The organism is Pseudonocardia sp. Cha107L01 (assembly GCF_052566575.1).
Window position 1 is genome coordinate 6,487,098 of record NZ_CP199579.1, and the last position, 14,475, is coordinate 6,501,572.

Here is a 14,475-nt window from a genome sequence, read left to right on the forward strand (position 1 = left end):
TCTATGTATTGTTCCGACCGAATTTCATTGCTGCCCGGGCGTCAGACCCATTGGGCGAAGTCAGACTTCCTGATCATGCAGTGCACCCCCTTGACCGCATCCACCACCTGGCTCACCTCGAAGTCGCCGGCAGCCGACAGATAGGCCATTGCGGTGGACCGGTCGAAGCCGAACCGCTCCACCAGGAAGGTGATGGCGTTGCGCACGCAGTTGCGCATGGCCTCGTCCAGGCTCACGTCCAGCCCGGTCGGGATCCAGTGGCTGGCCGTCTCGACGACCGGGGTGCGCAGAGTCCCCACCGCGGCGGCCACCCGCGGCCCGGACAACACGCTGAGCCGCACGGTGGCACGCAACGAGGCCTCCAGTGCGGTCAGCGCCACCTCACCGTTGCCCTGCGCGTAGTGCGGGTCACCGGTGTAGAACAGTGCCCCGTCCACGGACACCGGTAGATACAGCGCGGTGCCGACCTGCGCCCACTTGATGTCGATGTTGCCGCCGAAGTCACCCGGCGCCACCGAGTGCACCGGGTCGGACGTTGCCGGCGCCACCCCCATCAGGCCCAGGAACGGGTCCAACGGGAAACACGCCCGGCGACCGTCGGCTGCGGCCATCCAGCTCACCATCCGGCCGCCGTCGAAGCCGACCTCGCAGAACTGCCACACGTTGGAGGGGCCCTCGGGCAGCTCACCGGGCAGCGCGCCATAGCCGTGTCGACTGCTCACGAAGCCATAGGGCGTGCGGGGCAGCAGTTCGAGCACATCGATCTTCAGGACGTCGCCCGGCCGCGCACCTGCCACCGCAATCGGTCCGGTGACCACGTGCGGTCCGTCGTCGGTGCCGTTCGGGATGGCGCTGGCGGCGATCTCCTTCGCATCCCGGGTCACCTCGGCGGCCTTGATCCCGTAGCCACCGAGGAAGCCCACCGGGTCGCGGCCCTGATCGTCCAGGATGCCCTCGTGGCTGAGCGTGTCGATGGTGACGGTGTCCCCGGAGTTGACGGTCAGACAGGGAGTCGCGGCAGCATTGGGCAGCCAGCCCCACCGCACCGTTTCCGGTGTCGAGGTCAGCAGGTGCTGGCCGGTGATGGCGCCCTCTCCGGGTTGCAGCACGGTCAGGCTCATGCGGAGTCTCCTCCTCGGGTGTCGGTCAGGCCTACGACCAGGTCGATCTCGATGTCCGCGCCGACCGCGAGAGCGGTGGTGCCGACGCAGGTGCGACTGGGTAGTGGTGCGGTGAACCAGGTCCGGTAGCGCTCGTTGAACGACTCGAACTCGGTGAAGTCGGTGAGGTAGACCCGCACCATCAGGGCGTCGTCCAGGTCCGCGCCGAACGGGCGCAGGCAGGCCAGCAGGTTGGCCCTGACCTGTTCGGCCTGTTCGAGCAGGCCGCCGGCCACGAGTCGGCCGGTGGCCGGGTCGGTGGGCATCTGTCCGGTGACGAACAGCAGGGTGCCCCACCTGGTGACGTGGGAGAACGGCGCGACCGCCGGCGGTACACCCTGCTCGGGGGTGAAGCTGTGTGACTCCCGTACCGCGTTCACGCCTCAGACCTCCATGGTGTGCACCGCGCGCAGGAACCGCGCCGCGACCGGGTTTCGGGGGTTGTCCAGGACCTGGGCGGCCGGCCCGTGTTCGAGGATCACGCCGTCGGCCATGAAGACCACCCGGTCCGCGACCTCCCTGGCGAACCGCAGCTGATGGGTGGCGATCAACATCGTGAGTCCCTCGTCCACGGCGAGCGAACGGATGACCTCCAGTACCTCCTGCACCAGTTCCGGATCCAGCGCCGAGGTCGGTTCGTCGAGCAGCAGAACCCGGGGGCGGCCGGCGAGCGCCCTGGCGATACCGACCCGCTGCCGCTGACCGCCGGAGAGGTGGCGGGGCAACGCATGCGCCCTGGCCGCGAGCCCGACCCTGCCCAGCAGTCGGTCGGCTTCGCGCAACGCCTGCTCCCTCGGCACCCCCTGCACCCAGCGGGGCGACGCGGCCACGTTCTCCCGCGCGGTCAGATGGGCGAACAGGTTGAAGTGCTGGAAAACCATGCCGACGCCGGCGTCCACCCGTTGCTGGGCGGTGACCCGCTCGGCCAGCGGACCGCCGCTGTCCGAGTAGCCGACCCGCAGACCGTCGAACGAGACGGTCCCCGCGTCCAGCGTCTCCAGGTGGTTGATCAGCCGCAGCAGCGTGCTCTTGCCCGAGCCACTGGGACCGAGCAGCGCGACGACCTCGCCCTCGTGCAGTTCCAGGTCCACGCCGCGCAGCACCTGCTGTTCGCCGAAGGCCTTGCACGCCCCGGTGACCGTGAGTGCCACCCGGGTCGGCCGGATGGGCGCCGGCGGCGGCACGCCGGGTACCCCACCGGGGTCGGGAGCGGCGTCAACCGGTTCGGCGGCGCCGCCGTGCTTGAGCCGGTCCAGGTCCACGGCTCGCTCGACCATCAGCTGCACCCCGGCGATCGCGCCGGTGAGCAGCAGGTACATCACCCCGGAAGCGAAGAAGATGCTGAAGTAGTCGAAGGTGGCCGAGGCGAGCTGGTTGCTGCGCAAGGTCAGCTCCGGTACCGCGATGATCGAGGCCAGCGCGGAGTTCTTCAGGGTGGAGACGGCCTCGCCGCCGATGGCCGGGATGGCCGCGCGGCCGGCCTGCGGCCCGACGATGTGCGCCAGCACCCGTCTCGGCCGCAACCCGAGCGCGCGGGCCGCGTCTGTCTGTCCCCGGTCCACCCCGCGCACCGAGGAACGCAGGATCTCGGCGAAGAAGGTGGCCTCGTTGGCGGCCAAGGCCACGCCCGCGGCGAGGATCGGACTCAGCACGATGCCGGCGTGCGGCAGCGCGGTGAATACGAACACCAGCTGGAGCACGAGCGGCGTGCCCCGGAAGATCACGCTGTAGGTCCGCGCCGCCCCGGCGATCATCCGGTTGCGGCTCAACGCCATGCCGGCCAACAGGGTGCCGGCCAGGAAGCCACCGAAAAAGCCCAGCGCGGACGCCTGCAGCGTGACCATGATGCCCTGGAGCAGGTACGGCATCGACAGGTAGTGCAGGAAGCTGCCCATCAGCTGGCGGTGACCAGTGACGGCGACTCGATCGCGGACTCGTCCAGCTGCCACTTCTTCGACAGCGTCGCCTGCAGCCCGCTGCGCTGGACCTCGGTCAGGGCGCCGGTGAAGGCCGCGCGGATGGCGGTGTTGTCCTTCGGGACGCCGATCCCGATCGAGTACGGCAGCGTGACCGCGGTGGCCCGGTCCAACTGGTCAGGCTGGTCCTTGACGAACCGGGTCACCGTGTTGACGTCGTTGATGTAGGAGTCGGCCCGGCCCGCCAGGATCGCCTGGACGCAGTCCGCGTTGTTGTCGAACAGCGAGGCCTGCGCGGCCGGTTTGCCCTCGGCCGTGCACTTCGCGCTCTGCGCTGCCACCAGCGGAACCTCAACGAAACCCTTGTTCAGCGCGGTGGTCGTGCCGCACAGCGAGTCGTCGATCCCGGTCAGCTTCTTCGGGTTCCCCTTCGCCACCAGCACGCCGTCGAAGACCTTGGAGTAGGTGATGAAGTCGGCCGAGGCGGCGCGTTCCCTGGTGGCGTAGATGTCGGAGATGACGAAGTTGGCCTGGCCGCTGCGCAGGGTCGGCAGCAATGTCTCGAAGGACACCGGCAGATAGCTGACGGTGAAACCAAGACAGGCACCGATCGCCTCGCCGAGGTCGATGTCGAAGCCCTCGTACCGGTTCGGGTCGGAAACCGAGATCGACTCGTACCCGGGGGTGTGCGGGTTGATGGCGTTGGTCATCTTCTTGCCGGCCAGATCGGGGTGCTGGCCGCGAAGCTGGGCGCAGGCGGGGGAAGCGGCCAGCGAGGCATACGGCGCGGCACCGGCGGGGGCGGTGCTGTCGGCGGGGGTGGTGCTGTCGGACGAGCCGCAAGCGGTGAGCAGGACGGCGGCCGCGACGGTCGAAGCGAGCGTCGCGAGGACGGGGCGGAGCTGCCTTATGCGCATGGCACGGAGTTCCTTCAGGCGGCGGGGGCACGATAGTCCGTTGGTCGGACCAAGTTGAGGCTAATCAGCATTAGCGCCGAGATTCCCGTTGTACCGCAGAGGTGACGTGAGATTTACCGACAGGAAACAGTGCGCCGATGTGGTGGTTTTCTGGTCCGACCAAGAGACCACGTGGTCTGATTGAGTGGTCACGTCCGGCGGGCTCGCCGCGACGGGAACGGTTCGAGGAGGTCGCCTTGGTGCCCGCGTCTGTCCCGCCGATGCCTCGGCGCCCGCGCAGCATCGGCGTCGAGCTCGCCGCGCATTTCGAGCGGCTGATCGCGACCGGGGCGCTGCGGCCGGGGCAGCGGTTGCCGCCCGAGCGGGAGCTGGCCGCAAGCCTGTCGGTGTCCCGTAGTTCGCTCCGCGACGCGATGCACGAGCTGGAGTCCAAGCATCTCGTCGAGCGCCGCACCGGCCGGGGCACCATCGTCACGGAGCAGACCGAGTCGGTCACCGAGCTGTACGCGGGCCTGTCGGCCGATGCCGACGTCAACCTCGACGATGCCACCGAGCTGCGGCTGATCGTCGAGCCGCGGATCGCCGCCGCCGCCGCGCTACGGGCCGCACCGTCGAACCACGTGCAGCTGGAAGACGTGCTCGCCCGTTCGATGCTCGATCCGGATGCCGAGCAGTCGCTGGCGCTGGACGTGGAGTTCCACCTGCTCCTGGCGCACGCGGCCCGCAACCCCCTGCTGGTGGCGGTGTACTCGATGACCAGCCGGTGGACCGAGTCGGTGCGCCGCCACTCACACACGACACCGGACGGCCGACAGCGCTCGCTGGAGGGGCATCAGGCGATCTACCAGGCGGTCCGGGCCCGGGACCCGGACGCTGCCGCGGCCGCGATGAACGAGCACCTCAGCGTGATCCGCGAGGTGATCGCCCGTCGCGTCGGCTGACCGCCGCCGGCTCCGCCGAGCCCCGTCGCACGGTCTCGGTTCGGTCAAGATCGTGAGCTTCACTCTGCTGGCCGATGGGGTTCGGTCCCCCGGTAGCTAGGTTTTAAATAGTTGGCCTGTCAGCCACCTAATGTTGTGATCAGGACGCTGTGGTCGACATCCGTGTCGAGCAGCGTGTACCTGAGTGTCAGGAGCTGCCCATGAACCGCGTTGCCGGTTCCGCGTGGGTGTCGCTCTGGTCGCTCTGGACAGGTTCCGCTGCCGCGACCACCTCCGACGTCACCCCGCACGTGGGAGCACGATGATGGTCGGGCTCTTGGCATGGCTCTTCCGGCTCCCCGGCTGGTCCGCGGCGCGCCTCGGTTTCGGGGCGGCGCCGGCTGAGCGGCACGAGGACGCCCCGCGCCGCGCGGAGTCCCCCGCTCCGGCCAGTTTCAGCGATGTTGCGCTCGCCTCGATCGGCGAGCGGGTGGCCTGGCTGTGCTTGACCCTGCTCATGGCGGCAAGGGTCACGGCGTGCTCTGGTTGGCGGCACGACCGCCCCGGGGTCGACCCGACGCGGGCGCAGGACGCGCCGCGGGGCCCGCCCTCGAGCCGGTAGGACCGGCCAGGCTCATCCTTCGCTACCCGTGTGGGCCACACGGCGCTGATCGACGCATTCCCGGGTTCTCCTCACGATCATGACGGACCCGTCATGTCAGTAGTTGGTCGCCCGCCGGTCCGTTGTGTCCACCCAGGCCCTGTGATCCCAGACTCGCGATCGAGCCGGAGCAGGTTGATACCCGTGCAGGACCAGGCAATACCAGGCCGGACGCGCCACCGCGTCGGCTTGACCTCCGTCGCCGCCCGCGAACTGTCAGTGGGTGATTGAGGTGCACGCCGTCAGACCGATCGAACGTCGATCACGGCGAGTACGAGCTCACGGCGGGTCGTCGCCCTTGCGGCGTGGCGTGGCACTTCCCGAGGTGGAGCGCGGCGCGGCTTCGTCCGGGCAGCCCGCTCCCAGCAGCGCGCGGATCACCGTGCGCCAACTGATCCGGCTCACCCGGCTGACGCCGGAGCAGGCGCTTGTCGTCGGTGCCGATCTGGTGTGCGGGCTCCGCGATCGGCACGCCTCCCGGCGAGCGCTGGGCGGGTTCGGTGCCGAGCATGTGACGGTCGGTGCCGACGGATCGGTCTGCCTGCGCGACGAGGTAACGGCGGAGTGGACCACCGATCAACCGGCCCGCCACGCCGATCTGGTTTCGGCGCGCGCCCTCCTCGTTGAGCTCGCCGCGATCGCGGGCCAGCAGCCACCCCGGAACGGCGTGGCCACCTCGGCGGGTGGGCGGGCCGAGCACGAGATGGCAGCGCACGAGTTGGCAGCGCACGAGTTGGCAGCGCACGAGTTGGCAGCGCACGAGTTGGCAGCGGCCGCCAGCCGGCCCGTTGAGGACCTTCTCACCGCCGCGACGGGGCTCGGCTCGATGGCCGATCTGGTCGGTGCCGCGGCGAGGGCCGAACTGGCCGACCTTGCCGCCGCGGCCGGCTCCCCGGTGGCCGCCGCCGGCCCGGCGCCACGGGTCATCGGAACCGAGTCCTCCCCCGGCTCCCGCTCGGTCACCGGCGGCGCACCGGGCGGCCCCTCGGACCGCCCGGCCGGGTCGCCAGGTCAGCCGACCGTCCCACGGTTGGCCGCGCTGGTCAGGTACGGCAGATGGGCGCTCGTACTCGCGGCCCTGGCCGCCGTCCTGGTGCTCGAGATGGTCCTCCTCGGGAACCGGGTCAGCGTGGATCTGGACGCCCTGGGTGCGGCCGGCCGGCAGTCGGGCGCCGGGCCTTCCGCGACAGCACTGTCGCCGCTACCGGCGGAGCCGCGAGCGGCCGGCCCGATCGCGGGGGTCGATCTACGTCCGTTGGCCCTCTGCGCACCGGGCGCCATCTGCGAGGTGCGAGTACTTGTCCGGCTGGTTCCCGAGCGTGGCACCCAGCGCGTGCAGTGGACCTACCTGCTGACCGACCGGTGCACCGGCCTGGAGCACAACGCTGCCGGGGGCTCGGTCACCGTCACGCCGGGTGGGCGCGAGCTCGTCGCGGTCGGGCAACTCAGGTTGCCGCCGGCGTCAGCCCTCTCGATCACCGCCGTCACCGGCGTTCCGGCCCGGGCGGCCAGCCCACCACTGACGGTGCCGGCCCATGCGTCTTGTTGAGCACGTCCATTCATTGCGGCACATCGGGGGACTCATGGACTGGCCACAGCTGAGAAGCAGGGCATCGCCGGCGCGGATCCGCCGCGAGCCACGGACGGGGCGGCTGGCGGGAGGCACGGCACACGGCAGGCACCTGGACATCCCCGCGGTGACCGCCGCACTGGTCGTGGTCGGCATCGGGGTGGCGAATCTCTGGGCGGTGGACGGTGCGGGCCTCGCGGTGCGGCAGGCGTTGTTCGCGGTGGTGGGTTTGGCGCTGCTGGCGGTGTTGGGACGGTCCAGGCTCCGGCTGCTCACCGCGCTGGGCTGGGGGTGCTACGGGCTGGCACTGGTCTGTCTCGTCGCGGTGCGGTTCGCGGGTACCTCGGCGAACGGCGCCACCCGGTGGATCGGTGTGGGCGCGCTGACGTTCCAACCCTCCGAGCTGGCGAAGCTCGGTCTGTTGTTGGTGCTGGCCCGGGTACTGGGCTCGGCGCAATACCCGTGGTGGCGGCGGTTCGCACTGGCACTCCTGCTCGCCCTGCTGCCGATCACGCTCACGCTGGCCCAGCCGGATCTGTCGACGTGTTCCCTGCTCGTCGCGCTCTCGGTCGCGATGTTGGTCCTGGGGCGGGTACCCGCGCGCTTCCTGCTCCCGCTGCTCGCTGCCGCGGCCGTGGCGGCACCGCTGGTGGTCGGACTGTTGCGGCCCTACCAGCTCACCCGGCTGGGCAGCTTCGTGGTCGGGTCCCACCAGTCGGCGTCCGACGCGGGTTGGGCGGTCACCCAGGCGCGTATCGCGGTCGGGGCCAGCAGGCTGATCGGGCACGGTGACGACCTGACCGAACTGCGCGCGCTGTACCTACCCGAACGGCACACCGACCTCGCCGCGGCCAGCGTGGTCGAGCAGTTCGGTTTGCTCGCCGGCGCCGCGGTGGTCGTCGCCGCGCTGGTCCTGGTCTGGCGCCTGGTACTGGCCGCGCGCGCGGCCCGGGACACCCAGGGAGCGCTGGTCGCCTCCGGGCTGGCGGTGCTGCTCGGTGTGGAGGCGGTGGTGTCACTCGGTGGGAACCTGGGCCTGCTGCCGCTGGCGGGTGTTCCGTTCCCGCTGCTCAGCTACGGTGGCACCGCGCTGGTCGTACATCTGAGCGCGCTCGGTGTGGTGGTCGGGCTACGCCGCGACGGCATCCGGCGACGGCTGTGGGTCCAGACGAGCTGGCGGGCCCGCCGACCGCGGTGGGCACGGGTGGTTGCGCTGTCCATCACCGCGCTCCTGGTCGGCTTCGGCAGCTACGGCGGGTACCTGCGCGCGACCGACGGGCCAGTGCTCGCAGCGGCCGGCACGGACCAGATGAGCCGCTGCTTCCGGCTTCCGGCCCTTCGCGGCGAGATCACCGACCGGCACGGGACCCCGGTGGCGGCCAGCGCCGATGACGGTCGAGCCCGTGTTGTCGCGGTGCCGGCGCTGACCCGCGCGGACCCGGCGGCCGCCGCGCGGCTAGCTTCGTTGACCGGCCAGCCCACAGCGGCCGTTCGCGCCGCGCTCGAGACAGCTCCCGCCGGAGTGCTCGCGGTGCCGGTCGCCGACGTCGCCGCTCCGGTGGCGGCCGCCGTCAGCAGAGCCGCCATCAGTGGCGTCACCGTCGTTCCCGCGCCACGCCGGAGCTACCCGGCGGGCACCGCGCTCGGCCCGCTCCTGGGCTTCACCGGAACCGCGACCCCGGCCGAACAGCGCCGCTGGCCGCGGTTGCCGACAGGTGAGGTCGTCGGACGGTCCGGCCTCGAACAGCAGTACGACGCCGTGCTGCGTGGCATCGACGGGCAACAGTGCGTGTACGTGAACCCGGTCGGGCAGCCGGTGGCCACCGGGCCGCACACCGACCCCACCCCTGGCGCGAACCTGCGGCTGTCACTCGACCTCGGTCTGCAACGGGTGCTCGACACGAGCTTGGCCCAGGCCATGCGCGGGCAGCCCCGACGGTCCGGTGCCGCCGTCGCGATCGACCCGAGAACCGGGCAGGTACTCGCGCTGTCCAGCGTCCCCAACTACGACGCCAACGTGTACGGGCCACCGGTGGACAACGCCGCGCTGAGCAAACTCGCGACCGCGGCGGGCAGCCCGATGCGCGAGCACACCGCACAGTCCGCCGTGCCTCCCGGTTCCACCTTCAAGCTGGTGGTCAGCACGGCGAACCAGCTGCACCCGAAGCTGCCGCCCGGATTAGCTGTTCCCACCGGCGCCAGCTACACCCTGGGCGGGCACACCTTCAACAACTGGCGGCCGATGGGCCCGATGAACCTGCCGCAGGCACTGGCGTGGTCCAACGACGTGTACTTCTACAAGCTGGCCACCCTCCTGGGTCCCGACGCGATGATCGACACGGCCCGGGCGCTGGGTGTCGGCCAGCGCACCGGCATCGACCTGCCCTCGGAGTCCCCCGGCTATCTAGGCACGCCCGCGTCGGTGCGTGCTGACGGCGGCACCTGGTACCCGGGCTCGACGGTGATCCTGGGCATCGGCCAGGGCTACCTGACCACCACACCGCTGCAAGTGGCCCGCTGGACCGCGGCGGTGGCCACCGGGCGGCTGGTCACGCCCCGGGTAGGACTGGCCAGCGGAACCGGCAACGCGTGGACCGCCCTACCGGACCCATCGGCGGCCCAGCTGCCGTTCGCCGGGGCGCTGGGCCCGATCCGGGACGGGTTGCGCGCCGCGGTCACCGACGGAACCGCGGGACGCCTGGCCGACCTGCCCGTCGCCGTCGGAGCCAAGACCGGCACGGCCCAGGACGGCTCACTGCCCGCCGACAGCTACGACAACTGGATCACAGCGGTCGCCCCGATCCAGGACCCCTCGCTCGTGGTCACGGTGCTCACCCAGGGGCCGGGCCAGGGCGAGAACAACCCGGGGCCGGTGGCCCATGACCTGTTGGCCTACTACCTCGCCCACCAGTCCGAGATCCACGACAGCTCACCGGTGCAGCAGCCGTGAGGCGGGCCCGACCGACCGCGCCGAAAACAGCACGACAGCTCAGCAACAACGACATCTCCCGAGAGGAAGCCACACGATGCAAGAGTTCGGCATTGACCTGGGAACCGCCAACACCGTGGTCTGCGACGCGGCGGCGGGGATCGTGCTGGACGAGCCCTCGGTGATGCTCGTCCGCGGCCACATCGCCCGCAGGGGTGTCGTCGCGATCGGGCAGGAGGCCTGCGATCTCATCGGTCGCTCACCCGAGGGCGTCCACGCGATCCGCCCCCTCGCCGACGGGGTGATCACCGACCTGGACAGCGCGCGGCTGTACCTGCGCAGCGTGCTCCACCGGATCGCGCCACGCCCGTGGGGACGCGGCCGCGTGCGCGCGGCGATCGGAGTGCCGGTGGGCGCTACCGCCCTCGAACGCCGCGCCCTGCTGGAAGCCGCCGACGAGGCCGGAATCCACCGCGCCTGCGTGATCGACGAACCGATCGCCGGTGCGGTCGGCTGCGGAATCGACCCGCTCGAACGGCGCGCTCACCTCGTGGTCGACGTCGGCGGCGGCACCGCCGAGGTCACCGCGTTCTGCTTCGGCGGCATCCTCGCCCACCGTTCCTGCCGGGTGGCCGGGGACGAGATGACCCTCGCGGTCACCCACCATCTCCGCGAGCACCATCAACTGCTCGTCGGCGAGCTCACCGCGGAACAGGTCAAGATCCGAGCCTCGACCTCCGACGAACCCTCGGTGGTGGCGCAAGGCCGGGACGCCGGCACCGGCCGACCCCGGCTGGCCACGATCGGGCTCGACGAACTGGCCAACGTCGTCCAACCGGTCATCGACGGAATCATCCACACGCTGGCGGCCTGCCTGGACGAACTTCCCCCACAGGCCACCGGCGACATCCTCGCCGACGGCGTCGCGCTCTTCGGCGGCGGATCACTCGCCCGCGGCTTCGGCGACAACCTGGAACGTGCCTTCGGCTTCCCGGTCAAGCTCGCCGACAGGCCGATGACCTGTGTCGCCGAAGGCGCGGCCGTCAGTCTCCGCAACCCGCAACTGCTCGCCTCTTATGCCAGGACCTGACTCGTCGATCCATCGGATCACCGCGGCCGGTCTGATGCGCGCAATACAACACATCGCTGAATCCCGAACAGTTCCTTCACAAAGTTCAGTCAGGAGGCCCCCAGATGGCTCAACTGCACGAAGTTCGCCTAGTGGACGATCTCGATGGACGACCGGCGGACGAGACCGTCTCGTTCCATTGCGACGGCAGTTACTACGAGATAGATCTGTCCAGCGAACACGCCCGCCAACTGCGCGAGGCGCTCGCCCCGTTCATCGCCGCGGCGCGGCCCACGGCCCCCGGCAACCGTGAGGCCTCCGCGTTGACCCGGCAACAGCGCGCGGCCCGCGAGCACAACCAGTCCGTTCGCGACTGGGCACGCCGGCGCAACGTCCACATCAACCGGCGGGGCCGCATCCCGGAGCAGATCAAGCGCGGTTACGACGACGAGGCCGCGGTGTCTGGGCCAGTTAGGTCCGAGGCAGTGATGTCTGAGTCAGTGATGTCTGAGTCAGTGATGTCTGAGTCAGTGTCGGAAGGTCGTCTTTGAGTGTGGTGCCGGTGATGCCGAGGTGGCGTGCTTGGGTCATGAGGTGGGTGAGTGTGTCGGCGGCTCGGTGGTAGTCGAGTCCGCCGGGTGGGTGGATGTTGGAGATGCAGTTGCGTTCGTGGTCGCGGCGGCCGGTTTTGGGGTGGGCGGTGAGGTAGATGCCGAGGCTGTCGGCGGCGCTGAGGCCGGGGCGTTCGCCGATGAGCATGACGACCAGGTCGGCGCGCAGGCGTTGGCCGATTTCGTCGCCGAGGGCGACTCTGGCCTGGGTGGCCAGTACGACCGGGGCGATTCGCCAGTCGGGTAGGCGGGGCAGTACCGCGAGCAGCATCGGCGCGGCGTGGTCGTGCACCGCGCGCGCGGATAGTCCGTCCGCGATCACGAAGACCACGTCGAAGCGGCCACCAGCGGGCTCGCTGGGGTGGTCCGGGTTGTCGGGGTGGTGGGGTGTGGGGGCGGGCAGGGTGTCGCAGTGTGGGTCGAGGCGCCGGCCGAGGTCGGGGTGGCGCAGGTAGGTGGCTCGATCCGGTGCCGCGCTGCGGACCTCGAGGGTGTCCAACCCGGTGAGCCTGCTTCGTATCGTCGTGAAGTCGATGGCGGTGTGGACCGCGTCGCGGGCCTGGGCGTGCGCGATCTCGAACTCCAACAACCGCCCGGTCGGTACGCTGTCCCCGGCCCGGCCCAACCCGACCCTGGCCGCGGTGAACCGCCGCAACAGCACCCACGGATCCGCCCCACCCGAGGTTTCACCCACATCCCCGGTGGGGTTTTCGGGGTCGCCGACGTTGTTGCTCATGTCAGTTCCAACGCCCCGACGAACGTGGCCAACTGGGCACCACCAGGGGCCAACTCGCGGACCCGGCGTCGCTCGTCCAGCAGGTCCATCCGGTCCATCCACGCCTCGAACTCCGGTGCCGGGGCCAATCCCAGTACCGAACGCACATACAACGCGTCGTGAAACGACGTCGACTGATAGTTCAGCATGATGTCGTCAGAGCCGGGGATACCCATCACGAACGTGCACCCCGCCACCCCCAACAACGTCAACAGGTTGTCCATGTCGTCCTGATCGGCCTCGGCGTGGTTGGTGTAACACACATCGCACCCCATCGGGACCCCCAGCAACTTCCCGCAGAAATGATCCTCCAGCCCGGCCCGAATGATCTGTTTCCCGTCGTAGAGATACTCCGGGCCGATGAAACCCACCACCGTGTTCACCAACAACGGGTCAAATGCCCGGGCCACCGCGTACGCCCGAACCTCCAACGTCTGCTGATCGACACCGTGATGCGCACCGGCGGACAAGGCACTGCCCTGACCGGTCTCGAAATACATCACGTTCTCCCCCACGCTGCCCCGGCGCAACGACCGGGTCGCCTCGTTCGCCTCAGCCAACAACCCGAGATCAATACCGAAGGACCGGTTCGCCGCCTCCGTACCGGCAATCGACTGGAACGCCAAATCCACCGGCGCGCCCCGCTCGATCGCGGCCAGCGTGTTCGTGACATGCGTCAACACACACGACTGCGTCGGAATGTCATACCGACCCCGCACATCATCAATCAACTTCAACAACTCGATCGCCGCCGGGATACTATCCGTCGCCGGATTGATCCCGATCACCGCATCACCACACCCGAACAACAACCCATCCACAATCGACGCCGCGACCCCCCGCGGATCATCAGTCGGATGATTCGGCTGCAACCGCACCGACAACCTACCCGGCAACCCGATCGTATTCCGGAACCGAGTCACCACCCGACACTTACGCCCCACCTGAATCAAATCCTGATTACGCATCAACTTCGACACCGCCGCAACCATCTCCGGCGTCAAACCCGGCGACACCGCCGCCAACACCTCCGACGTCGCCTCATACGACAACAACCAATCCCGCAACCCACCCACCGTCAAATGCGCCACCGGCGCAAACGCCACCGCATCATGACCATCAACAATCAGCCGCGTCACCTCATCATCCTCATAAGGCACCACCAACTCCTGCAAAAAAACACTCAACGGCACATCAGCAAGCACCGCACGAGCCGCCACCCGCTCCCGATCCGACTCTGCCCCAACCCCCGCCAACTCATCACCAGAACGCGCCGGACCAGCCTTACCCAACACCGCCCTCAAACCATCAAACCGAAAAGTACTCGGACCAACAACCGTCCGATAACGCATAAAATGAGCTCCCTTCGCTCAAGTCTTCATAAGTGATGCGCCGCTACTTGTCTCGCCCCGAGACAGCGCGGGCCTCCTCGGGTTCGGGCACGCTCTGACCTCGGGTGGCCACGGCGTGGGCGATGAGTGCGAAGACCGGACCCAATGCATTCATCAGCACCGCGGACAGCCACGCGGCCAGCGGATTGTGCGGAAAAATTCCGAAGCCGCCGAACACGGTGGCGAAATAGGAGGCGAACCCGCAGAACATGCCTGGCACCAGGGCCAGTACCCGCGTCCGTCCGGCATACATCAGCGCGGTGTTGACGACGAATATGACCACTGCCATTACGGCGTCCTTGGCCACCGTGCTGGATCCGAGGACAGTGCCGAACTCAGCGTCGAGCAGCACAATGACCAGCGCGAACGTCGACCCCGCCGCCATCGCGGGCCACAGCTTCGTCAACGTCGTACGGTTGGGGCCGCCGGCAAGGTAGGTCGCGGCCCAGCCGATGAAGATCCCCCACACCGGGAGGTTGAGCAGGTTGCCGCCGATGAACGCCGTCGTCGCGGCGAGCAGGGACGAGAACACCTCGTTGGGCATCCGGAAGGACAC

12 protein-coding genes and 1 pseudogene are annotated in these 14,475 nt (G+C 69.4%); 5 read left to right on the forward strand and 8 right to left on the reverse strand.

From position 1 onward, the window contains the following. Window positions 1-41: 41 nt before the first annotated feature. From ACTXG6_RS30510 to ACTXG6_RS30530, 5 genes and pseudogenes are all read right to left on the reverse strand, one after another. Window positions 42-1,121: an acetamidase/formamidase family protein gene (locus tag ACTXG6_RS30510; protein ID WP_445182857.1), complete on the reverse strand. Its 1,080-nt coding sequence runs from the start codon at window positions 1,119-1,121 to the stop codon at window positions 42-44. Beyond that, entirely contained in the window at window positions 1,118-1,540 is a 423-nt protein-coding gene (locus tag ACTXG6_RS30515) for a RidA family protein (protein WP_445182858.1), read from the reverse strand. The genes ACTXG6_RS30510 and ACTXG6_RS30515 overlap by 4 nt, the downstream gene beginning before the upstream one ends. 3 nt (window positions 1,541-1,543) lie before the next feature. Continuing rightward, window positions 1,544-2,326 (reverse strand): amino acid ABC transporter ATP-binding protein, encoded by a 783-nt coding sequence (locus ACTXG6_RS30520; RefSeq protein ID WP_445190139.1) that lies wholly within the window; start codon window positions 2,324-2,326, stop codon window positions 1,544-1,546. A gap of 105 nt (window positions 2,327-2,431) precedes the next feature. Continuing rightward, a pseudogene (locus ACTXG6_RS30525) lies at window positions 2,432-3,055 on the reverse strand (amino acid ABC transporter permease); the annotation flags it as partial. Beyond that, entirely contained in the window at window positions 3,055-3,993 is a 939-nt protein-coding gene (locus ACTXG6_RS30530; RefSeq protein WP_445182859.1) for an ABC transporter substrate-binding protein, read from the reverse strand. The pseudogene ACTXG6_RS30525 and the gene ACTXG6_RS30530, both read right to left, overlap by 1 nt. 239 nt (window positions 3,994-4,232) lie before the next feature. On the opposite strand from ACTXG6_RS30530, the gene ACTXG6_RS30535 reads away from it, so the two are divergent. The 5 genes from ACTXG6_RS30535 (at window position 4,233) to ACTXG6_RS30555 (ending at window position 11,693) form a co-directional block, all read left to right on the forward strand. After that, entirely contained in the window at window positions 4,233-4,934 is a 702-nt protein-coding gene (locus ACTXG6_RS30535; RefSeq protein WP_445182860.1) for a FadR/GntR family transcriptional regulator, read from the forward strand. A 950-nt stretch (window positions 4,935-5,884) separates the two neighbouring features. After that, window positions 5,885-7,123 carry a hypothetical protein gene (locus ACTXG6_RS30540; protein WP_445182861.1) on the forward strand — a complete coding sequence of 413 codons (1,239 nt, stop codon included), beginning with the start codon at window positions 5,885-5,887 and terminating at the stop codon, window positions 7,121-7,123. Continuing rightward, window positions 7,110-10,094: an FtsW/RodA/SpoVE family cell cycle protein gene (locus tag ACTXG6_RS30545; protein ID WP_445182862.1), complete on the forward strand. Its 2,985-nt coding sequence runs from the start codon at window positions 7,110-7,112 to the stop codon at window positions 10,092-10,094. Before ACTXG6_RS30540 ends, ACTXG6_RS30545 begins: the two co-directional genes overlap by 14 nt. A 76-nt stretch (window positions 10,095-10,170) precedes the next feature. Continuing rightward, a complete protein-coding gene (locus tag ACTXG6_RS30550) occupies window positions 10,171-11,163 on the forward strand; it encodes a rod shape-determining protein (RefSeq protein ID WP_445182863.1) in 993 nt (330 codons plus the stop codon). A gap of 104 nt (window positions 11,164-11,267) precedes the next feature. Then, entirely contained in the window at window positions 11,268-11,693 is a 426-nt protein-coding gene (locus ACTXG6_RS30555; RefSeq protein ID WP_445182864.1) for a histone-like nucleoid-structuring protein Lsr2, read from the forward strand. Here ACTXG6_RS30555 and eutC read toward each other — a convergent pair. The 3 genes from eutC to ACTXG6_RS30570 are packed head-to-tail and all read right to left on the reverse strand — an operon-like array spanning window position 11,614 to window position 14,475. Next, the gene (gene eutC / locus ACTXG6_RS30560) at window positions 11,614-12,489 is read right to left on the reverse strand and encodes an ethanolamine ammonia-lyase subunit EutC (RefSeq protein ID WP_445182865.1); all 876 of its coding nucleotides are present in this window, start codon (window positions 12,487-12,489) and stop codon (window positions 11,614-11,616) included. The two genes, ACTXG6_RS30555 and eutC, sit on opposite strands and share 80 nt — an antisense overlap. Next, window positions 12,486-13,880 (reverse strand): ethanolamine ammonia-lyase subunit EutB, encoded by a 1,395-nt coding sequence (locus ACTXG6_RS30565; RefSeq protein ID WP_445182866.1) that lies wholly within the window; start codon window positions 13,878-13,880, stop codon window positions 12,486-12,488. Before ACTXG6_RS30565 ends, eutC begins: the two co-directional genes overlap by 4 nt. Before the next feature lie 43 nt (window positions 13,881-13,923). Then, window positions 13,924-14,475 (reverse strand): DUF1097 domain-containing protein, encoded by a 552-nt coding sequence (locus ACTXG6_RS30570; protein ID WP_445182867.1) that lies wholly within the window; start codon window positions 14,473-14,475, stop codon window positions 13,924-13,926.